Below are 24110 nucleotides of genomic sequence, written 5' to 3' on the forward strand. Positions count from 1 at the left end.
CTCGCCAAGGACTTCGAACAGACCATCGCCTCGGCAACCGCCTGGATCTTCATCGCCTCAATCCAACTCTTCGTCCGACGCATCGCAACGTCATGAAATTACGACGGATAATTTCGAATCAGACTCTCAGAGATACCCGATTCCAAAGAGGAACAGGAAATACTCACCGTGGTTAGTGAGGTTGATTGTGGCTTCACGCCATAGATAATGGCTCAAATTTTTCGACACCGCTTTGGTGTTTTAATACACTTTAAATACCTTCTTGACTTATTTAACAAAAATTCGTCTCACTCCGCAAATTATACATATCTGTGAAATTTATCACATAAATATTCGTTAATTTAAATTTTCATATACAAAATTATATATATTTTTCGTCCATTTTTGTTGAAACATTTTTAAAATTTGATAACGTTGATGAAATTTGATTGATTATTCAATTTAAATTTCTTTGATAAATGTATTCGTGCACCTTTATTTGGTGTGCGAGGCGATGTTCTGTACTCTGATCCCAAGGAGAGGTAACATGACGAATGCGTCGGTATCATCGGAACATCTCACTGCGCTTTCGGCGCTTGCCGATCTCATTCCCGCTGGCACGGCGGTAGCGCTTGATCCGTCCGATCCAGTGCATCGCGCGGGGATCGAAGCGGCACTCGCCGCCGCCGGGCGCACTGCCGACCGCTATCCCGCGCTCCACGCAGCGCTCAACGGCAACGGTGCCGGAACGCCCGACACGCTCACCCTCCTCGATCTCGGCAAGGACCGGTCCGGCAACGCCACTGCGATGACGCTGCACGCAGGCGCCACGGGCAACATCTACACCGGTGGTGCGCTGTTCGCGTTCGACGGCACCAGCGGCGCCTTGCTCGCCTCGGGGGACAACAGCAACGTTGGCGACGGAGCGGTCGCGATCTCGACCAAGACCGCGGCGGCGCAGTCGGCCGACGGATCGCTCCAGGCATTGTCAGTCAACCATTCGGTAACGCAGAATGGCACCACGAGCTTCACCGCTTACGCGACTGAAGCGACGCCGGTCACGTCGGGCGACATGACCTTTACCATCGAACAACCCACACTAACCCCGAAAAACGGTCAATATCTACAAATTGCGCTCGGACGACTGCCGGGGGTAAACTCGACCGATGTCGATTATTATTATTACAGCAGCAGCAACGACGCGAACCCCTATCTGATCTGCCCTTTCCTGGGCAGCGCGATTTTGCCTTATGACGTTAGCGGTACGCCGGGGCAACCGCTCAACGGCGCCGCAACGAGCGCTTTTATTTACATATCGAGTGGCGGAACCGTTTATCAATATCCGGTCAACACCACCTACACTACCAACTTCGCCAATCGCGTGACGATGGATGCCAGCAACAGCCAGCAGGTCGATTGGAGCTATGCCTATCAAGCGGGCAGTTATTACAATTCCACAACGTCGATCGTTTATGCGCAGAGTTCGCTGGTCAACATCAACACATGCTATTTTGTGTTCAACTTCTCGGTACCGGTGACCGGTGCGCCGATCTCCCCCTACGCCTTCACGGTGTGCAGTGTGAACACACCCGAGGAATCGTCCCCGCAATGCCACAAGATCATCCCGCAAATCATGTTTGTGGCGCATTGTCTTGCCCAAGGGACGCTGGTCACGCTCGCCGACGGCGGCAAGGTGCCGATCGAGGCGCTCAACAACGGTCACCGCGTCAGCACTGGCGGCGAGCCGAGCGATCTCGCGGTCGAGGCGACGACACATGGCGAGCATGAGGCTGACGAGAATTCGGCGCATGGCCAGGCCATGTACCGGCTCACCACAGACGCCGGCCATGAATTGGTCGCGACCGGGCTCCATCCGATCCAGACCCCGGACGGCCTGGCCCAGCTCGACGCGCTGGCCCCGGGCGATGTGATCACAACCGACAGTGGCACAGCAAAGGTGGCCTCGTGCCAGCAGATCGCGTGGAAGGGACTGGTCCACAACCTCAAGCTCGGTGACGAGGCCGACCGCGCGGGCGGGCTCGACAAGAACGCGGTGTGCACCTTCATCGCCAACGGAATCGTCGTCGGCGACGTCCTGTCGCAGCGCGCCGAGCATTACCGTATCACCCACGACATCGACCTGATGCGACGCAAGTTGCCCGATTCGCTGGTCACCGATTATGCCAGCGCAATCGAGGACATCCGCTACTAACGATCATCCGCCCCGTCCCTTCACCGGGGGCGGGGCGGCATAGCAGGCCCGTCGCGCCATCCGCGCGACGGGCCGGAAATGCGAGGCTCGCATGACTCTGCCGGTCTTCTCATACGCCTATTATCTGTCGCCCTGGGCCGCGGCACCGCCGGGTTTCGCCTTTCTGGGCGTCTATGCGTATGTAACTGCCGCCGCCGGGCAGACCGCCGGACCCTGCACCGCGGGCCGCTTGCGGCAGGGTAACACCACGCTTCAGTCCACGATCTCGAACAACCCCAACAGCGTATTGATCGTGCCCACCGCGCCGCTCTCGGCGACGCTCGACTATTATCTCGACGTGCAATGGGTTGCATCGACCAGCACGCAGCCGAATTGGACTGCGGGGACCTACGTCACCACGCCGGTGGTCACTGCGGTTGCCACCGGGCTCGACGGGTCGATCAGCGGTTCGAACCTTACCATGTCCTGGACTTTCGGCGCGGCGGCGTTGGTTCCCACTGGTGCCAACCTCAACGCCTATACCAGCACCGGAACGGGCGCCGGCTCGACCTCCGTGGCAGGGACGAGCGGCACGCTGGCGCTCAACAACAAGGCTGGCCCGGGCAGCGTACTTTACGTCCAGGCAGTCATGCCAATCTCGGGAACCCCGGACAGCGGTTTCACTGCGCCCTTCACCATGGGGCCAGTGATCTCGTCGCTCGCCTTACCGCTGGCGATGCCGACGATCACCAGCGTGTCCTATGACGGCGGCCGGGTACATGTCGGCTGGACTCCGCCCGCAGCGCCCGCCGGGAGCGGCTCGATCAGCTACGATCTGGTGGTCACCTCAGGGACCAGCACCAGCTATTTCGCGGCGGGTGCCAATGGTGGCATGGCGGTGATCGACTCCGGACTTTCGGAATCAACCGCTTTCTCGGTCGCGGGGCGCGTGCGGATCGGCCCTATCATCGGCGCGCCGGGCACATCGACGGCGCTGATCACCAGCATGCCGGTCGTCGACAATGTTATGATCGCCGGAACCAGCGTAACCGCGACCGTGGCCTTCCCCAGCGACGCGCCGGTCGGGGCGGCTGCAACCGTGCGGCTGCTCGAGAACGGGCGCGGCAAGGGCGACACGACGGTCAGTAGCTCCGGCGGAACCGCGACGCTGGCCAACTTCAGCGGCGGCGACGGCTGGACCGTGCAGGCGCAGATGACTGCGACGGTCTCGGACACGACCGTTACCGGCCCGTGGAGCGATCCGGTGCCGGTGCTTGTCGCCGCGCCGGTAATCCGCGCGATCGACATGAGCGCCAACCCAGCGAGTACCAATAGCTGGATTGTCACGGTAGAGGCCGCGTCGCCGCCGCCCGACGGCAGTACGCTGAACATCGCGCTGAGCCAGGGCGCGACTGCGGTGGCGAGCCAGTCGGTCGCCAACGGCAGCACCGCACGATTCACCCTCGCCCAGGGAACCGCCGCAGCCAACACCATCGACGGCAACAGCGTGGCGACTGCGACGTTGACGATCGCCGGGCCGCGCGGCACCAGCCCCTCGGTGCAAGCAAGCTTCGTCGGCGCCGCGCCGACGATCGCCGCGCTCCAGAACATCGGGGCCGGCGACCCGACCGGCGCAACCCAGGGTATCCACGCAACCCTCAGCCAGGCGCCGAGCGCGAGCCAGGTTCCGATGATGCGACTGCTCGCCAACGGCGCGGTTTTCGCCACCGCCAACGGCGCCGCGAGCAATGTCGCAATCACCCTTCCGCTCACCCAACCGCTCAACCCGGCGATCGGCTGGACGGTGCAGGCCCGGCTGACCGGCAATGGCGTGACCGCCGACACCTTCGGCGGTTGGTCGGCGCCGGTTGCGGTACTCACCGCGACGACCAGCTTGATCAGCGCCGATTTCGACGCCGGCCAGCTCGCGCTGGCCATCCAGACACCGCAGGGAGTGTCTCCGACGGGCAGTGCCTATCTCTTCGCATATGCCAGCGGTCAGGCGATCAAGGGCACCACTGTCACCGGCACGCGCGGTAGCTTCGCCGTGAGCCCGGCGAGCGCCGCATGGGCGGCGGGGGCCAAACCGAGCCAGCCGCTGCCGGGCGGGGGTGGCAGCTTCGCGCCGAGTTCGTCAACGGTCCCGCTGCTGCTCGCCGCGCCTGCGCTGAGCAGCATTAGTTACGACGGCGCAACGCTATCTGCGGCGTGGAGCCTGGTTAACGATGTCGCCAACAACCCCGCCACCGGGGCGATGCTTCGCGTCGCCAATGCAGACGGCACCACCAGTACCACCACGGTCGGCAGCATCTCGGGCGAGGTCGCCCTGCTGATTCCCGCAAGCGCGCAGGGATCGGCGACGGTCGCGGTCCGCGCGACGCGGACCAGCGCCACGGCGGCGCTAAGCGGCGCTTGGTGCGGCGCGGTGCAGCCGATCGTCGCCGCGCCCTCGCTCGGCACCGTTGCGCTCAATCGCCAGGGAAATGCCGTCAGCGTCGCGCTGGCGCTGCCTGCCGGGATGCCGGGCAACACGACCTATCAGACGTGGCTGATGGCCGGCGACAAGATCGCCGCAGGCCCGGCGACCGCGACGGTCAGCGGCCAGACCGGCACCGCCACGTTCAGCTACGCCGCGCTCGGAGTCGCGGGGCTGACCATCATCGCGCAGGCGCAGGCGACGACAAACGGCGTTGCGCTCACCGGCCCCTATTCGCCCGCGGTGCCGGTGCTGGCGATCGCCCCCCGGATCGCGATGGTCAGCATTGCGACCCAACCGGGCAACGACACCCAATGGCAGCTTCAGGGCAATTGGCTGGCGCCTTCGGACGGCGCATCGATCAGCAGTTACTGGCTTGACTTGACCAATTCGGCTGGGGGTATGGTGGAAAGCGCCGGGTTCGGCGGCGCAACAACCGGGGCGCTTACCTTCGCCAAGAGCGGCGTTGACGCCAGCACCATTTATACTCTCACGCTCCTCTCAACCTCGGCCAATGGGTCAACCACGCCTGCGGTGACCACCTCGGTCTCGTTCGCGAGCCCGGTGTTCACCGCAGTGACTGTGGGCGAAACCCAGCTTAGCGCGACGTGGACCACGGCCTCCCCACCAGCAGGGATGAGCTATCGTCTAAACCTGATCGACGCCGCGACATCGGCAGTAATCGCAAGCATCACCACTGCCGCGACCACCGCAACGATGGACGTCGCCGGACTGCGCCTCCAGGCGGAGGGAAGTTACCTGCTCGGCCTCACGACTCAACTCGGCGTGGTGGCATTCGACGCTGGCTCGGACGGCACCTATCAAACGCGACCGGCGCTGCTGCTCGCCGCGCCGCTGACACTCGCGGTCACGACAAATGCAGCGACCGGCCTGGCGACGTTGAGCTGGGGAACGGTGGCCGACGCCACCGGCTATACCGTCACTTTCTCCGACGGGCGCAGCGCAGCATCAGTTACCGATACCAGTTATCCGTTCACGAGCGCGTTGGCACTCGGCTCCAACATCAGCGTCACGGTGACCGCCAAGGTCACCGCCAACGGCGTGAGCTCGACCGGGCCAGCGAGCGCACCGCTGACAATGCCCACTTCGGCGCCAGCGCTGGTCTCCGCCGACTATGACGGCACCCACGCGCGCGGCGAATGGCAGCCCGTCGCAGGTGCGATAGGCTATGTCGCGACCTTGCTCGACAAGAACGGTGCCGTCGCCGCCACGGCACCACAGACTAGCGCGACCAGCGTCTCGTTCGCCACGACGCTAGCCGCCGCTTCCGCGCCGTTCACCTTGGTGGTCCAGGCAGTGGACGCTGCGGGGACCGGCCTGCCGTCGGCGGCGCTGCCGGTGTTCCAGACTGCGTGGTTCGTCTCGACCACCGCGACCGCCACCGCGCCGCCCAACATCTTCCCGGCCGCAACCATGGCGCTCGAACCCGAGCAGATTACCATCTACCTCCCAGCGCTGGGCACCTCGACGGTCTCGGTCGAGCCAGTCGGCGCATTCAACCTCACCTATCTCGGCAATCCCGACGCAACTTTCCCGTACACGCTTACCTTCGCCGCGAATTCGGATGTGTGGACCTTCTCCAACGGCGACGACGATCCACTGCCGTCGATTCGGCCGCAGATTCAGGCCGATTATGTCAACTTTCTAAAAGCGGCGCAGACCGGCGGCGCCTCGCCCTGGGGGATCTCGGTGCTCCAGCAGGCGATCGCGCGCTGGATGCCGCAGACCTTTGATGAGCTCCATTACTACAGCTACGGCCTCTATCTGACCGGCGGCAACGGCACCGGCGCGATCGACCTGCGCCAGGGCCTGGTACTGCGCGTCGGCTTCGCCGACTACACCAACGTTTGGTCGGGCGACACCAACAGCTGGCTCAACGGCTTCGGCGGCGGATCGCCGAGTGACTTTGACGTCGCCGATTTCATCTCGGGCTCAAACGAGTGGCAATTGTCGATGGATGCGTTCGTCGCTCGACTCACCAGTTCAGGCGCAATGAACGTGTCCGCACCCTCGACACTCGTTTCGGCATCGTCGTCGGCCGGTGTTGCCGATGCCGCCGACCTGTTTTTCCCGACCTTTCCCAACCCCTTCTACCGGTTGTTCTTCCCCGGCACGTTGCAGAATCCGACCAGCACAGGATCGGTCTCGACCGCGGCGAATTTCGCGCTCGCCTCCGCCGCCGACTATACTGCGCTGACCACCACCAGCCCGACTGCCGGGCAGACCGGCAATGTTGTCTATTTCCGCGGCCGCGCAGTGCTCAGACTGATGATCCGTGTGCGCGTTAACAACATGGAACTGGTGGTTCCGCTCGGCACCACCGTTGGCAACATCCTCGATCGTTACATGGCGCGCCCGCCGGCAACCTCTGTGCAGCTCACCGGCGTGGTGCTCGAGCGCGCGGCAGGGCCTGGCATCCCGGTGTTCGGAGCCAACCCAGCGACTCCGCCCTCGGTCTATGATGCCGCGGCGCGCTACATGGTGCGGCTCGATTGGTCGACGATGGCGACCTATGGTGGCCCCGTCGATGCAACCAACCTGCCGCTGATCCACGGCGATCGGATCGCCTTTTAATGGCTGCGGTAACCTTCGCACAGGTCGATGCGCTCGCGCTCTACGCGTCGAGCGCATCGGGCGATGCCGGGGTGCCAGGCTATTGGGCAGGCTATGCACCGAGCAGTAGCGCCGATTTCGGCCCCTCTGCAACCTTGCTCCAGACTTGGGACGATATTGGCGGCACCTATTTGTTCCTCGCCACGACGCCGACCGATTTTGCGATTTTCGCCGCCGCGTTGGCAGGCTGGCTGCCCGCGTTCGGGCCGACAATGCCCCCCCGCTTCCTGTGGTTGCTCAACCCCGACGATCCGAGTGCCTTTTGGCAAGCAAGCGGCTGGTTTGCCACGGGCACCGGCGTCGACGGTGCTACCACCTGGGCAACTTCCGGCGTCGGCCGCTTCGCGCTCGGCGACTATAACCTCAGCCTCGCTCCCGGCGCGGTGCTGACGCTCGACCAGGCGGAAGCGCGGGCAGTGTTCGCGGCGGGCGCTGCGAGCTTCCGTGGCCCAGGCGGGGCGTTCGGCCCGGCCGGGACCAGCGCAATCGCCTTTCAGGGGAGCAGCATCGGTGCCTGGGCCGGCACCCTCGCGGTCCCCGCCGACGGACTCGGCACGCTCGGGGTCGAACTACGCTACGCCGTCCGCTACGCGCTTGATCCTGCAGACCCCCGGCTGGTGCCGGTGTCAATGCCGGTACTCGGTACCGCCGCTGCGGCGATGACGCTCGATGCAACCTGGGATCCCCTGTTCCCGATGCTGCGCGGCCGGACCGGCCTTGTTTTCGCTATCGACAGCCCGGCGATCAGCGCGACCTTCGTCTCCCAGCGCGGCTATGCCACCACGCTCACCCCGATCCAGGCAGTAGCGCCCTTATGGTCCGGCGGGCTTGCCTTCTGCCGTTGCGCCACGCGCATCGACGCGGTGACCGATCCGCGCACCCAACTCTACAGCCTCGCCCCCGACGGCGCGTTTAGCCTGGCGGTGGTGACACCCGAGGGCGGTGCGGGCGCCGGCCTGACCGATCAGCTGATGCTTGGCCTCTCGGGACTGGAAACCGCAGCACTGGCGACGTCGGGTACGCTGCTGTTGTTCGATGCCGGTCGGCCCGCCTTCGCTCCCAATGCCGCGCCCGGCGCGACGGTGCCCGGTGTCGGCGACACGCTCCTCACCGATCTCGCGACCAGCGCCTGGCTATCGGTGCTTCCGCCCAATTCGGGGGAAGCCGGGTTCGCCTATTTCGCCCAGCCACGCCAGTCGCCGCTGTTCACCGGCAACGGCACTCACGTGATGGACTTCCAGCCGGTCCCCGCCGCCACGCTCTCTGGCTGGACCGCCGGAGGCGCTGCGCCAACGGCTTATCCGGTTGGCGCGTATTCGGGAATTGCGCCCGACAACACCGCAGCGGCGCGTGCGCTCGAAGAGGCGGCGCTCGCCCCGCTGCGCCGCCAGCTGATTACGGGCCGCCCGCCTGGAATCGATGTTGAGGACGAAGGCAACGTGCTGGCGGTGACCCCGCAGGGGCTGCTAGTCACTCTCCCCGCGAACCTTTCGGAGATCGAGGGGGTGATCATCGCCAACTTGCCGACCGGGCAGCTTGCCTTCAGCGACATCGGCGCGGATTTCGAGGGCGCACTGTTCGCCAACCAGCTGTTCTTCGTCGTCTCGAACGTCGAGACCTTTCTCGCCCAGGCGACCTGCGACCCACCGTTCGAGCTCGATCTCGATGGCTGGCTGTTCACGCTCGACCCCAATTTGTGGCGCACCGGCGACGCGCCGACGCTGATGGTTTGGAAATACGCCAACCGCCCGCTCGAGGCGCTCGCTGCCGACACCGCAAGCTGGGGATGGCAGGCAGTGGCGACCGATTCCAAGGGGCAGATCGAGCCGACCTGGCGCACACTCAACGCCATCCTCACCCAGGCGCGCGCCGCCAACGAGACTGACCCGGCGAGTCCCTATGCGCGCTTCTACCGCGATATCGTCGCCGATCCGGCGTGGAACGGCGTGCTATTCCTCAATGCGCCGGTCAGCCCTGCCGACCTGCCCGATTCGCTGCGTTTCGTAGCTGCGGGCATCGATTCAAGCCGCTTCTACGCGCACCATGTCGGTGCCAGCCTGACCCCGTTCGACCCGACGACGAGCCCGATCACGCTCAAGACCACCAGCGTGTTCGGTCTGATCGACTATGTCGATGTCGTTGACCTCGTCGCCGAGGAGACGCTTCCCTTCCAATTCAAGACGATGCAGCTCAATGCGCGCTTCGCCAACGCCCATCTCACGGAATTCGCCTGCCAGGTCGAAATTTCGTTGAACCAGCTGTTCGCTGCGCAGTTGATCAAGCAGGACACGACCCGCGGCAATAATCTGCTGCTGTCAGGAGCGATGCAGCGCAGCGGCGGCGCGCCTTCGTACAGCTTCGCGCTGATCGGGTTCAACGCGTTCAACGCGATCGGTACCGCGCTCTACCAGATCGAAATCGACTCGGTTCGGATCGAGACCCAGGCCAATCCGTCACCCGAGATCGTGGCAACCAGCTTCGCGCTCGGCGGCAAGCTGCGCTTCTGGGAAGCCCCCAATTTCGATCTGTTCAGCTATGGCTCGGCACCCGCCGCGAACGAAGGGGACGCGCCGACCGACGGCTGGCTGACCTTCAACCAGCTCGTCCTGACGATGGACTTCCCGATCGCCGAGCCGACCTTGCAGCATTGGACGATCAACGAGACTGGTATCCGCTTCGACATCCCCAATAGCGAGGCACGCCCCGACGCGCTCGCAATGGGCTTTCCGGTGACGGTGACCGGACTGATCGCCAGCCCCAATCTGGCAGCGCCGGGCCAGCCGCCCTCAGGCGCGTCACCCGAGGACATGGGCTTCATTTCAATCTCGGCGCCGCTCGACCAAGTGCCGATGGTGCCGCCCTGGTACGGGCTGGTCCAGACGCTCGACCTCGGCTCACTGGGAGCGCTCGCGGGCGGGGCGGGGCTGAAGGCAGAGCTGCTCACCGCCTGGATGGTGAGCGGGCGCGACGACGAATATCTTGTCTATCTTGGGCTCAAACTGCCCGGCACGCAAACGCGCGGCGGGAGCTTCCCGCTCCAGGGCGTGCTCAAGCTCGGCTTCAAGAGCTTCGTCTTCTCGACCTATGAGCAGGACGGCGCGCGTGCCTATTTGCTCAAGATGTCGCGCTTCGCGCTGTCGGTGCTCGGCTTCAGCTTCCCGCCGGGCAATCTCGACATCAGCCTGTTCGGTGGACCGCAGGGACGCTCGACCGGTCAGCTCGGCTGGCTCGCCGCCTATACCGATCCTAACGCCAAGCGCGCGGGCGGAAGCTCCGCGGCGTTGCGTAGCGCACGCCGCAAGCGGCTCGGTCGGCGGGAGGGCTAAGGCGATGCCGGGCATGAACGTGAAATATGTCGTCTTCCGTGTGCTCGATGTCGGACAAGGCGCGTGCAACTATGTCGAAATCTACAACCAGGCCGAAGCGGTCGTCCACAACATGCTGGTCGACCTCGGCACCAACAGCAGCCAGGCGATCGCCACTGCCAATATCGAGTGGCTCAAGAACCAGATCAAGGACCGCGCCAATCCGAAGATCGACGTGGTGATGCTGACCCACGGTGACAACGACCATTACAATCTCATGCTCAAGCTGCTGCCCGCGCTCGGCCCGCCGACAGGCCAGGAAATTGGCATGGTCCGCTACGGTGGCGTCGATTGGCGGTACAAGATTGGCAACACATCGCTGATCACCGAGCTCAAAAAATATTGCTCGAACGTTACAGGCTTCGGATCGCAAGCAAGCGGCTATGACCGGGACAAGAGCAGCTGGACTCGGCTCTGGCCTTCCAACGATGTGTTCCAACCGGGCGACGCGCAACTTTACGTCCTGATGGCGAATACCCAGCACCCGCAAGACGGAACGATCCGCCAAGGGGCAAGCCGCCGCCCCAACGCCGAGGCGATCAATTCCAAGTCGGTGGTGTTCGGCGTTTACTGGAACTACAGATGGTTCATAGGCACCGGTGACGGGACTGCGGCGACGCTTGCGCAGGTCAACACGCATTTCGCGGGTGTAGGGCTGCCGCCAACGATGTCGATGACGCTGCCGCACCACGGTAGCCGTAAGACCACCTACGATCTGAAGGCCGCCAAAGATGCGGTGGGCCCTGAATCGTTCAAGGTCGTCAATGACTTTCTCCAGTTATTCAAGCCTTGGACAATTTCTGTCAGCGCCGACGAGAAGCGGCACCACCACCCATCGCTGCTGATGATCGCGCAATTCGCCGCCGCGACACAAACCACCCAGATCTACTGGTCCGACCCCTCGCTCGCTGCCGGCAATCATTATCTGACGCCGTGGATCGACGAGCGCATCAATCAGCCGACTGACCCTGCATATCCCGGACAGCCAACTTACGCGACGACCAGGACCCAAGCCAACGTCTATTCGACGCTCTATTGCGACCGCCGCCTGATTATCAATTACGAGTCGCCACCGCTGCCCGCCAACAAGCTGCCCAAACCGACTATGGCAGTGGACACCAGCGGCGTGCCGCGCGGGCGCAACTGGTATTTCATCTCGGACGGGACCAACCTTTCGCTCCAATCGGCGTCGAGTAACAGCCCCGCCACAACTTCAATGATGACCTTCATCGGCCGCGCTGCGGCGGCGGGGCCGTCGCGCAACGCCGCTTACCGCACCACGCAGACGGGTCTGCGCGCAACCCCGGGCCGCTTCGCGCAACAAACCCATACCAACATGACCCGGCCACCGGCCCTCATCACCGCGGCTCCCCCCGCTGGGTCGCAATTGCGCGTACGAGTAATCTGCGGATGACCCTTTCGGCAGTCATCGCGGCACTCAACGCCTCGATCGTCAACGGCACGATCGACCTCTACACCGCCGCCACGACCCAGCCCGCGCTCGCGCCATTGGTGCCGGTGCTCGCGCGCTTTACAATCGCTACCAGTTACGCGTTGACTGCCGCCAAGGTGACCGCCGGATCGACCTCGGCAACGCTGGTCGGGTCAGGCACTTGGGGGATCGCCGGCGCGGCGCCCGCCAATATCGTGCCGGTGAGCGCGCGGCTCGACTGCGTCGGATCGAGCGATGTCACCTTCACGCTGACGCTGACGGTTACTCTCCCCGGTTGGACTTTCGGTACCAGCTTCCCCGTGCTGCCCCAGGGCCAGGCCTATGACCCGAACGGCTCGGTGATGCCGGTGCCGTCATTTCTCTCTGATATCCGGCTCGACGGTGCCAGCTTCGCAGGGAGTTCGAACGAAGCCAGCAGCGCGCCACTCACCCTTTCGGGTTCGCTGCCGCTCACTGACTTTTGGACGCGCTGGAGTCATCTTGTCGCGCCGTGGCCACTCCAGCTTCGTGGCACTTGTCGGGTGCCTGCGAGCGTCGTGTTGCCTCCTGCGCTCGACCTGCTCGCCACCACGCCCTCGGCAACATTGCCATTGACCAACGCCCTGCTCGATCTCGGCCCGTTGGCGCTTGAGGCGCTGGGGTTCAACCTCATCGTCAACTACGGTCCTGATCCAGAGGACCCCGGGGTTGACGCCTGGTCGGAGCTTGATCTCACCGGTCGTCTGCGCGTCGGTGGGTTGGTGGCGCGGCTTTCCTGCCCGATCCTGGCCACCGGGCGCGTATGGCATTTCATCGTAATCTTCGACAATGGCGATGTTGTCGAAGGCATGCAGCAGCTCGCCAAGCTGTTCGGGCTACCTGACTTGCCGACCCCGCCCAATTATCTGCCAATCCCAAGCTTCCGCTTTGACAGCGTCGAATTCTACGTCGAACCTAACGACGACAGCCTGCTCGGCTTCACCGTGGTCGGGATCGGCGCGGCGATCGTCTCGACCCGACCGTGGACCGCGCCGGTGCCGTTCGTGACAATCGAGCAATGCGGCACGAGTTGGGTATGGAACTCGACGCCAATCGACGGCACGATGACAGGGGTGCTTGCCGGCAATGTGTTCGGCACGCTGCGCTTCGGCACCGGCGAGTCGTCGTTCGACATCGGCGCGGCGGTGCAACTTCCCGGCTGGGTGGTCGGCGCTGATCTGGCCGAAGGCGACGTGATCCCGATCAGCACGGCGTTCCGCAACTATTTCGGCGACGGCGGGCCGCCGACACCAGCGGACATGAACGTGGTCGCTCTGGGAATCGAGGCCGATCCCGCCGAGCAATCCTATTATGCCTCGGCCGACATCATCTTTGGCGAGCCCGACCAAGACCCGTTCGATCCGCCCGTCGATGAGGCGCAGGGGTGGGAGATCGACCTGGTCGTTACCACGATCACGCTGCGCTCATTGAGCTTCCACGTCGATATGGTGGGCGGCGTGCTGGCGGGCGGGATCGGCGGGACCTTTCTCCTGGGTGAATCGTCGGACGAAGCAGCTCCGCTGGTGACGGTCGCAGCCGAATATCCTGGGCCCGCAGAGCAGAACCCTGAGGGCTGGACCTTCTCGGGATCGCTGATGCCCGGATCGACGATAGGGCTGCGCTACATGGTTGGACGCTATCTCGGCCAGAACAGCGTGCCAGACTGGGTTCCCGATCTCAGCATCGATCGACTATACTTCAGCTGCAACACCTCCAGCCCAATCGGCTATACATTCGGCGGCACTATCTCGGGGCGTTGGAACCCGACAATCTTCGGGACCACACTCAAGATCTCCGCGGCCGCCAGCACCGACATGACGAAGGCGCCCGAGAGCGATACGCCCTCGGGCAACCTTGCCGGCTTGTTCATGGTCAACAAGCTCGCGCTCGCTGCGTCGATGACGCTCGGCGTGCCCGAGCCAACCTACACCTTCCAGGTCCGGTTCGACGAAGTTTGGTTCAAGGCTTATACCTCGTGGCGGGGCGAGGCCGAGGCGCGCCACCAAGTGATCAGTATGCAGCTTGGCGGAGTCACCGTTGGCAGCATGCTTGAATATTTCGTCAACCTCGCCGCCCCCACGATTGGGTATTCGCTCGATCCGCCGTGGAACATCCTCAACCAAATCGAACTGTCGCGCTTCACACTGACGATCGATCCGGAAGAGAGCTCGGTCGAGTTGGTTTACGCCGCCAACGCCGATCTGGTCTTCATGCAGCTCGATACGGTCGGCATCCGCTATACTCGCGGCCAAAACGGCGGCGTATCGCTGATCCTCACCGGGAGTATGCTTGGTCAGCGCTTCGACGGCAATGACCTCGAATGGGATGTCGTAAACGAATCCCCCCCGCCACTGCCAGGCGCAGATTCTAGCTTTATCGAGCTGCGTTATCTGGGGCTCGGCCAGCGCATCCAGCTTACCCAGCTCCCCGACACCGTCGCGGCGACGCTCGCGCTGCTGGAAAACGAGCTCAAGGAGCCACAACCCGGGCAGAACCCGCTTGCGGGGCAGGGCGTCGAGTGGAGTCCGGTCAGCCAGTGGCTGATCGGCCTGGACATCGGGCTGATCGACACGATCGATCTCGGCTTCATCTTCAACGACCCTTGGCTCTACGGCTTGTCGATCGCGCTCGGCGGGGAACAGGCGGGGAGTTTATCCGGGTTACGCTTCGAGATTCTTTACAAGAAAATCTCGGATAATATCGGCATGTTCCGGATCGAGCTGACCCTGCCCGAGGCGTTCCGCCATTTCGAGTTTGGCGAGGTCTCGGTCACGCTCGGGGTGGTGGTGGTCGAAATCTACACCAACGGCAATTTCAAGATCGACCTCGGTTTCCCCTATAATCGCAATTTCGACCGCAGCTTCTCGGTCGAGATATTCCCTTTCCTGGGCCGTGGCGGCATCTATTTCGGGTTGTTGAACGGCACCACCTCGCGCCGGGTGCCGCGGATTACCAATGGCAATTTCGCGCCAGTGATCGAGCTTGGTGTCGGGCTCGCGGTCGGCGTCGGCAAGGATATTTCGATCGGTCCGCTTTCTGGCGGGATCTATGTCCAGGTCGAGGTGATTTTCGAGGGCGTGGTCGGCTGGTTCCATCCCAGCGCCTCAGGCAGCGCTACCGCAGTTTATTATTGGGCGCAGGGCGTCGCCGCGATCCACGGCAAGCTCTACGGCAAGGTCGACTTCAAGGTGATCAAAGTTTCGGTCACGCTCGAGGCCTATGCCGCGGCGACGGTGACGCTCGAAGCCTATAAATCGACCGTGTTTAAGCTCGAGGTCGCGGTGCGCGCCGAGGCGAGTGTCAAAATCCTCTTCATCAAAGTCCACTTCAGCTTCAAGGTCGAACTCGACACCAGCTTCACCGTCGGCAGGAGCCGGGCAACGCCCTGGATCCTGTCGCCCGATCAGTCTGGCGTGCAGCTCAACGCATCACGATCACGCGCGCTGGCCCAGGGTGTCGACACCCCCGAACGCCAACGTGCGCGCGCCAATTCGCGCGGCAGCGCGCGCCGCCGGATGCAGCCCCCGCGCCGCCGGCCCGAGCAACGCCGCGCGGTGCTACTCGGCGAGCATCTCCGGCGGCTCGGCGCGCGCGGCACCAGCGCCTCCGAACCGATCTGGCAGCCGACCAAGACGGTGTTCGAGGATTCGCCCCGCACCGCGCACCTGTTCATGCTGCCGTCGTTCAACCTCGGCGCAGTGCCGCTCGCCTGGTCGAGCACGGCACCTGCCAATCCGACGCCGCAATATCGGTTTGCGATGCAGCTCTTTGCGCCGTCAGGCGCCCCGCCTGAAGCGCGCAACGTCCAGCAAGCGAAGCAGCGCTCGGCGGCGTTCGGCGTCCACGCTCGGGGCGGGGAAGATTTCGACGCGCTTGCCACCGACATCCTCGTCCAAGGGCTGCTGCTCTATGCGATCTACGCGATCCCCGACGGCCCCGAGGCACCGGAGGACAGCGTCACCGCCGGCCAGCTCGAATGGCTCGCGACGATGCTCGACGATCCGGCGATCGCCTCGGCGGGCTTTACCGCGGAGATGCTCGGCGAATTCTATTCGACCAACATCCATCTCGACATTTCGGGCCAGCCCGATGGTGAGACGCCCGCCAATCAGAGCAGCATGGCGATGGCGATGCCGCCGTTCCTGAGCTGGGCGTCGACACAGACCGGCGCGGTCAATTTCGCGGCCGACAATCAGATTGGTCCGCTCTATTTGTGGGGCGTACAGGCGCAGGCGGCGCGGTTCTCGCCCGACGCGATCGACCCAGGCCCCCCCCCTGCCGATCCGCTCGATTCCTATATTGCCTTCGCCAGTCATTTGTTCAGCGACTGGAACCTGCTGATCGCAAAATCAGGCGTGCGTGAGGCGCTCGCCGTGCTCGACAACCGACTGCTCGATGCCGCCACCGCTGACGACACGCTCGCGAGCATCGCTGGCAACCTACCGACGGCGACAGTCACCTATCCGGTGCGGCCCGACGACACGGTCGAAACCGTTGCAGACACACTCGGCGCCACCGTTGACGAGATCGAGTTCCTCAATGAGGATTTTGCCGCCCGACTCGCCGCCACCGCTGCGGGTGGAACGATCGAGGTCGTGCTGGGCGTTGCACCGCAGATCCTTGCGCAGGACAATGCCGCCACTGTGCTCGCCAAGACCGACCTCGCGCTCGGCGATCTCACCGTGCCGGTTACGTCAGGCGACAGTTTCGCGAGCCTGGCGACGCGGTATCGTAGCTCGGCAGCGGCAATCCTCGGCCTCGCCGGGCAGGACGTCGATGCGAAGTTGCTCGCCGCAAACACCAGCTTCGATGCAGCCGCAGTCACCTGGACCGCGGCACCGGCGGGCTGCACCGCGCTGCTCGCGGCAGCGATCTTCTTCACGCGCTATGCTGGCGTGCCTGTCGGCCTCGACGCCGGTGCCGAGCAATCGGCCTGGTATACCCAGGCAGTCGCTTTGCTCAGCAAGGACGTGCTGGGCGAAACCGCGCTCGATCCGCGTACGCTCGAGCTGCCGCCCGGCGTGTCGCTCACCATTCCCACCGGCTATCTCGACGCGACCGCCGCCGCCATACCCTATGTCACGGTCCCCGGCGACACGCTCGCGCGGATCGGCGCGACGCTGTTCGTCGCGCAGAATCCGAACGACACCGGCAACACCGCCTGGCCCGCGTTCAGCGTCGGCGTCACCGCGGTGGACGGCGGCTTCGCGATTCCCGCATGGAGCGGGGTGCTCGTCGCGCCTGGCGAGACGCCGGACACGCTGGCACGGCGGCTGGTGGTCTATTGGGTCTCGGACGCTGGCGTGTGGTCCGCCGATTGGGACGGGCTCGCTGCGACGCTGGGCAGCGCCGCGATCCTCGCGCCGCTGACGCTGGTGACGGTGCCCAACGTCGTGACCGAAACGGGGGCTTCCTACAGCTTCGCCAGCCTCGGCGCCGCCTATGGCCTGTCGGTAGCCGACGTCGGCGGTCGACTGGCCAGTGTATCCGGGCTGGTCGAGGGCACGCAGTTACTCGTCCGACACCTCCCCGCCGACACGGTTGAGAGCCTTGTCGCGCGCGTCGCCGCGAACGCGACCGCAGGAATCGCCGGGGAGGCTTCGCGCTTCCTCTTTTCCGGGCAGGAGATCCCGCTCCCGGTCGCGGGCGAGGGCGGGCACGTCTCCGCCTCCACCACCCAGGTATCGCCGCTGTTCGACCAGAGCCGTCAGCAATGGAACCTCACCATCGACGGCGAGGACCCGGACGGCGTTGCGCTGTCGCTCGACGTCACCGCTCAAACCGCATGGATCACGCTGCTCGACAGCAGCACCATCGATGGGACGCGGACTGCCGCCCCGGCGGCACTCAACCGCGCGCTTGCTACGGGCCGCAGCCTGCCCCCCGGCGCAGTGGTGCTCGATGCCGAAACCGATACGCTGAGCTTCAGCTACACCAATCAACAGGTACAGGATGCGGTACCGGCGACCGGGCTCGCCTGGAATCCGCAAAACGGTCCCGCGGCAATCGAGATCAAGGGCGAGGCACCCGTTACCTATGGCCTTGCACAGCTCGTACCGCTCCAGACAGCGATTACGCTGCCAGTGCCGGGATTCGACATCAACCAGAACACGCTATCGGTGCACCCGTTCCCCGCGACGCTCGCCGTACGCGCGCAGGCAGCAAGCGCGACGCCCTATATCGTCTATGCCAGCGCAACCGACACTGCGGTGCGCGCGCAAGTCGACAAATGCACTTTCGCGACGCTGATCAGCTTCACGGTGCGGCGCATCGCCGAGGCACCCGGCGTCTATCAGCTCGGCGGCGCAGCGATCGAACAGATGTCGCTGCTGCTCGAGCTTGTCAGCTATCTCGCCGACCCCGATACTCCGGCGGGGACCGTGGCCAAGGTAACTCTGCCACCGCCCGTCGCTGCCGCCGATCCCAGCGGTATCGCGGTAATCGACGGTAATGCCTGGCTGATCAAGTCGAACCTCTCGACCGAGACAGTCGCGCCGGACGCACTCGCGGCCCGTGGCGGGCCGACAGGCGACGATACGACCCCGCCCTGCTTCGCGGATCTAACCGATCCGGCGGCCTTCGCGCTGCTACTGTGGGAAGGATCGAGCGTCGGCGGGATTGGTTACAGCTTCGGGGTTGAGGGCGGCCTGAGCGACGGCGCGTTTGACGCCAGCGACCAGGCGACACTCGAGCTGCTGGTCATTGTCGGCGCGCAGCAGGCGGTGGCGCCCGAGGGCCGGACGTTGCTCGCGTTCAACACCAGTTTGATCGCCGTCGACCAGGGCATCGCCGAGGGTGCTACCCTGTTCGCGCAGGCTGGACCGACGTCAGATGCAACCGAATTCACAACACAGGCGCTGGTACCCGCAGGCAGCACCGGTTTCGTGTTGACCCTAACCCGACCCGAGACTGACACCGGCGAAGACGGCCTGCGCGAGCAGTTTAGCTTGCTCACCGCGACCGCGACAGCATCCGCAGACTGTCCCTATACAATCCTCGCTTCCGGCCTGCCTGGCTCACCCCAGGCGAGCGACGGAATCAAAACGCCTATGTGGCAGCGGGTCGCGGCGCGTCAGCTCGGTGCCACAGACGATCCCGAACCTCAGCCCTATTGGGACTATCAGAGCGTGTTGCCGATCTACCGATTTGGCCCGGCATCGGCAGCGCCCCTGGTGGCCGGGCTACCCGCCCCAGCGGAGGATCCGTATCGCGGGCTCGGCACCGCGGCCACCGCGCCGCAGGTCGATTTCAGCCTCGGCTTCGGTGATGTGCTCGGCAACCGCACCGCCTCCGGCGACGACTACGCGCTCCATGTCCCTGTCGGCTACAGCGACACGCTCAATGGCCCAACCACCTGGCCCGCAGTCAGCAGCTATTACGGTATCGCTGGGTCGGGCGCGACGATTACGCTTAGCGTTACCCTAGCCGCCAAAGCGCAGGCATTAATGCCATCGACCCGCCAGCGCGGCGACGCGATGGTTGAGGCGGCGGGACGTCAGCGCGACCAATATGCGACGATCTATTATCAATATGTCCAACCAGGCATGACCGTTTCGATCGAAACAACGTTGCAAACCGGCGCGTCGCCCGCAGTGAACGGTACCGCCGGGTTCGTTGCCTTCGCCGGGGGAGCCTATGCCACGGCAGCCGGCGCCACACTTTATGGCGCAGTGACCGCAGGAGGCGCAACGCTCGGCCAGATCTTCGCCGACTACGGCGCGAGCTGGGACGCGCTCGCCGAGGTTAATGCCGCAACACCCGTTGCGGCGATTTTCGGTGCCAACGTCGCGGTTACCATGCCAGCCTATGCGATAATGGCGAGTGGCGATACTGCGACGTCGATCGCGGCCGCGCCGCGCCCGGGTTGGCCGTCCGCAACCGCAGACGAGATTCTCACCTTCAGCCAGAACGCCGACGACCTGCCGCTCCGCATCGGCGCGGTACTCCGCTTCCCTGCGGTCGCGGTCACGCTCCCGGAAGCCCCCGTGCTCGGGGCCGTCGCCACCGCCCAATTAACCACCGCCGGATGGCTCGCGACCGACAGCGCCGCCGACCCGATCCTGGTCGCCGCCTTTCCCTTCACCATAGACGGCGTGACGGTCGCGGTCGGCGACCCGATCGATCCCGACGACCAGAACGCCGGGACCGTCGAGACCTTCGCTGGCGTCGTTTTAGCCTTCGAGGCGCGCGGCGTGCATATCGGCACCTATCAGATCGGCGAAAGCTATGCCGATGCAACGGACATGCTGATCGCGTCGGCGACCGCGCATTCGGCGCATTATCTGGTCAGCGGCGAAGCGACGCTCGCCGACAATCCGAGCGGGATCGACAGCGCGACGCTCGCCGGAGCCAATGTTGCGACCGCAGACCTCTACGAGCCCGGCGCGCTGATCTATCTCGGCGTGTTCGGCACCGGCACCCCCGCTACGATCACGCCCGACGAGGCCGACACCGTCGCCACCCTGGCCGCTCGCTACGGCTGTCCGGCCACGGCGTTCCTCTATGCCAACGCGACTCGCGCCGTGATCGGCGCCAGCGCCCTCGCCATTCCCGGTGCCGTCAACCTGCCAGCTTCGACCGATCTGTCGGTGCCCTACAGCCAGCGCGGCACCGACACGCTTTCAGGGATCGCCGGCAATTTCGATCTGGAGGGCAACGACAAGGCGACCACGCTCGCGACGCGCAACGGCGCGATGCCGGGCACGGTCGCGCAGGGCCAGACCTTCGATGTCGATGTCGGTGGTACGGGGGTTCCGATCGACACCACTGGCTTACCCAGCTTCGACGCGGTGCTGAATGAAGTCCGACAGACCGCGCCCGACGCGACGATGGCCGATGTCGCCGCCGCGTTCGACGTGCCCGGTCGCCTCGCTGCCAGTGGGTTGCTATTGGCCCCGCCCGCACTGCTCGCCGCAGCCGTCAGCCCGGACGGTATTCCGGTGCTATACGGCATCGACGGCGCGGCGTTCGGACTCGCCAACGCAGGCGTGCTCGGACTGCTCGTTTCCGGCGTGACGCTCGCAGCCCCCCTTCCGGCGATCGCGTCGCAGACGATTACCCCTCACGACACGCTCAACAGCCTCGTCGGTCGGTTCAACGATGCGTATCTCAAGGCAGGCTTTCAAGCGACGGTAACCGTCGATGCGCTGATCGAGGCGAACCTTGACGTAGTCATGTTTGCCGAGGGGGCCCGCGCGCTGCTTCCCCCCGCCGACGTGATTATCAGTCGCGATCTCAGCCATGACGGACCCTATCCTGGCGCGGCCTTCGCGCTCGACGTTGTGCTTGACGTCGCACGCCCACCAGCGCTGATGCTCGCGGGCTTCGAGACCGGTTCGGCGGCTTCGGCGAGCGCGACGATCGCAGCACCGGCCAGAAGCGCGGTGCCCGGTAGCTCAATGACCTTCGATGCCTTCGAAGCGGCATTGACCGCCGCACTCCCCAATCTACGCCTCGCCACCGCCAAGACGGACGACCGCACCGCGGACCTCTGGGCAGTCGATTTCGGCACCGCCGGGATCACCTCGGTCGCGCTAACCAAGGGCGTGACCTATGGCGAGGAGCAACTCGCGCGGATGATTGCACTCGCGCCGCTCTACCGCGAGCTGGTCACGCGCCGCGAGGTGCCAATCGCGCCCCTGATCGGGGGCCACCTCGATTCGGACGCGGCGGTCAATCACGATTACCAGGGCATCGACGTCCAGATCTGGGCGACACGGTTCCTCGGCGATTTCGACCGGATGCTGAGTCCGGCTTATGCCTCGGCGATCAACACCAATGCGGTGCTGCGCGACCAGTTCGTCCGGCTGATGCAAGCCAAGGCAACGCTGCAGATCGCGGTCCCCGAGGATCTTGCTGCAGTGTTCCGCGTCAATCCTGAAGGCAGCGACCTACCGCGTGCCGTGACCGACCCCAATCTCGTCGCCGGGCTCACTACCGCGCGCGCAGCGCTCGGACAGGCGCTCGGCATCTCCCTCTCCTCGGCCTGGGCCACCGCCGCAATCGTCCAATACGACGGCAGCGTCGACAGTGCCTGGACGCGCTCGCCCGACCCCGAAGGTGATGCTGCGCTCCAGGGCGAGGCGCGCAGCAACGAACAGTCCGATCTGGGCACACCGCCCTGGCGGCTCGCCTCGGGCAAGGTCTCGCTCGCCGACACCGCGCCCTTCCTGACGCTGCCCATGGCAGTGAGCGATCCCGCGGCCCAATCGCACATCGCGCTCGATCTCGCTTATGCGGTGAGCAACCTCGAGATCCACCGACTGCCAGTCGAGACCGCGCCAGGCTATACCAGCTCGGACTGGCTGGCGATGGCACCCGTACTGATCGGTGATGACGTGCCAGCAGCGCTTTCGCTCGATCTCGGCGCGACCGATGTGCCGATCCCGCTGCGCGCCTTCCCGGCCCTGCCGCAGATCGTCAACCAGGAAGCCGCCGCCGACCCGGTAGAACCGGTGACGCTGACCACCGCTTCGCTCTGGAGCTTCGATGTGGTTTACGCGCACGAACATGCCGCGCAGGATCATGTCGCGCTCACCGTCCAGTTCAACCTGACCCCGCCACGCGAGCTGCGCCTTTCGCTCGCGGAGCCGCAGGATCTGTTCACTGCCCTTGCCCAGTATGTCGCGGTGGCGGACGACCTCAACGATCTGCTCGCCGCGCTGGTCGACCCGGCGCGCACAGTGCCGCCCGACGAACTCGGCGCGGCGGTGACGACCTTCGCCGATCTCGCCATCGCAACCGCAGACCTCTGGCCGACGCGCCTTCCCAACAACGGCGCTGAAGAGGCAAGCGGCGACGGTTGGATCCCGGGCGAGGTCGGACTATTCTCTGCGGTGGTCAGCACCGTTCCAGAGACACAACGCCAGCTACTGGCCTATGCGCTAACCCGTACCGAGGGTACCGTCGGCTGGCCCAACGTCGCCTGTCAGGCCGCCGATGGCGGCTGGGTGGCGCTCGTCGCCGGCGCAGTAGACGGCGACACCTGCACCTACGCGCCGCCCGGCGGAACCGAGTTGCTGCTCACAAGCTGGCCGCACTTCGCGCTGTCGTGGCCGGGACTCAACGTCTCATCGACCCAGAACACCCGCATTGCGATCGAGGTGGTACGCAACACAGACCTGCTCGGTGCCTCCGGCCCGGCAACCGCCGACGCCTTCGTCTACCGCACCGCGACGGTGACCGCGCCCGAGATCGCTACGCCCGCCTTGACCCGCAACGATCCGCTTGAAATGAGTGGCCCGACGATTGAGGAAGCGCTGCAGGCGGCGTTCGACACTCTGTTCCCGCCGAAAACGCGCCGCGACGACCTCAAGCTGACGCTCGGCCTCTATTACGGCTACGAGCTCACCCCCGGTATCGACGGACTGGTAAGCGAGCTTGCCGTCGGGCTGGTGCCGGACCAGACGCTGACCGAGGACACAGCGGCAATGGTCGCCGCCGCGCTCGACGCCTGGCAGACTGCGGTCAAACCCAACGCCAATGGCGGGCTCTGGATCATCGCGCTGATGCTCTATTCGTCGCTCGATCCAGGCAAACGCGTGCTGCTCTCCATCAACCGATTGAGTTACAGCCTCGCCTGAGCGGAACGCCTGTGCGAAGCGCAGACCAATCCTTGCCCGCAAGTGCCCAAACTGTCTGAGGCCGGAGCGGAGGTGCAGCAAGGCAAAGCGGCGGCAAAACGCGAAGTGTAAGCAAGCGCTTTCCGGATTATCCGTATCAGGTCCGGCGACGGACCAAGGGTAGCGCTCAAAGTATCCCGGCCAACCGCGTAGCGCGCCTGAGCGCCTCACGATTGTTGATTTCCGCTGAGAGTTGACCCGGGAGGCGCATAATTTCCACTGAGAAGTGACCCATGTTTTGACCCTCTGAACCGCCCCGGGATTGTCGGAGGCTCCAACTCCTGAGAAGGCGGAGCCGATATGAGCAAGACAACGAACAAGTTTTCACCCGAGGTTCGCGCCCGTGCGGTTCGGATGATATTGGATCACGAAG

5 protein-coding genes and 1 pseudogene are annotated in these 24110 nt (G+C 64.7%); all 6 read left to right on the forward strand.

Translation table 11 applies throughout. The features are described 5' to 3' along the window. Positions 1 to 96: pseudogene (locus WC704_RS17470) on the forward strand (IS5/IS1182 family transposase); the annotation flags it as partial. 430 nt (positions 97 to 526) lie between these two features. Beyond that, a complete protein-coding gene (locus tag WC704_RS17475; RefSeq protein ID WP_372892272.1) occupies positions 527 to 2191 on the forward strand; it encodes a Hint domain-containing protein in 1665 nt (554 codons plus the stop codon). A gap of 91 nt (positions 2192 to 2282) precedes the next feature. Next, complete coding sequence (locus tag WC704_RS17480; RefSeq protein ID WP_372892274.1) at positions 2283 to 7241, forward strand: beta strand repeat-containing protein; 4959 nt, start codon at positions 2283 to 2285, stop codon at positions 7239 to 7241. Then, positions 7241 to 10606, forward strand: a complete 3366-nt coding sequence (locus WC704_RS17485; protein WP_372892276.1) for a hypothetical protein — start codon at positions 7241 to 7243, stop codon at positions 10604 to 10606. Before WC704_RS17480 ends, WC704_RS17485 begins: the two co-directional genes overlap by 1 nt. A 13-nt stretch (positions 10607 to 10619) precedes the next feature. Continuing rightward, positions 10620 to 12059, forward strand: a complete 1440-nt coding sequence (locus tag WC704_RS17490; protein ID WP_372892278.1) for a hypothetical protein — start codon at positions 10620 to 10622, stop codon at positions 12057 to 12059. Then, a complete protein-coding gene (locus tag WC704_RS17495; protein ID WP_372892280.1) occupies positions 12056 to 23698 on the forward strand; it encodes a hypothetical protein in 11643 nt (3880 codons plus the stop codon). Before WC704_RS17490 ends, WC704_RS17495 begins: the two co-directional genes overlap by 4 nt. Positions 23699 to 24110: the final 412 nt, after the last annotated feature.

The organism is Sphingomonas sp. (genome assembly GCF_041661885.1).
GTDB lineage: Bacteria > Pseudomonadota > Alphaproteobacteria > Sphingomonadales > Sphingomonadaceae > Sphingomonas.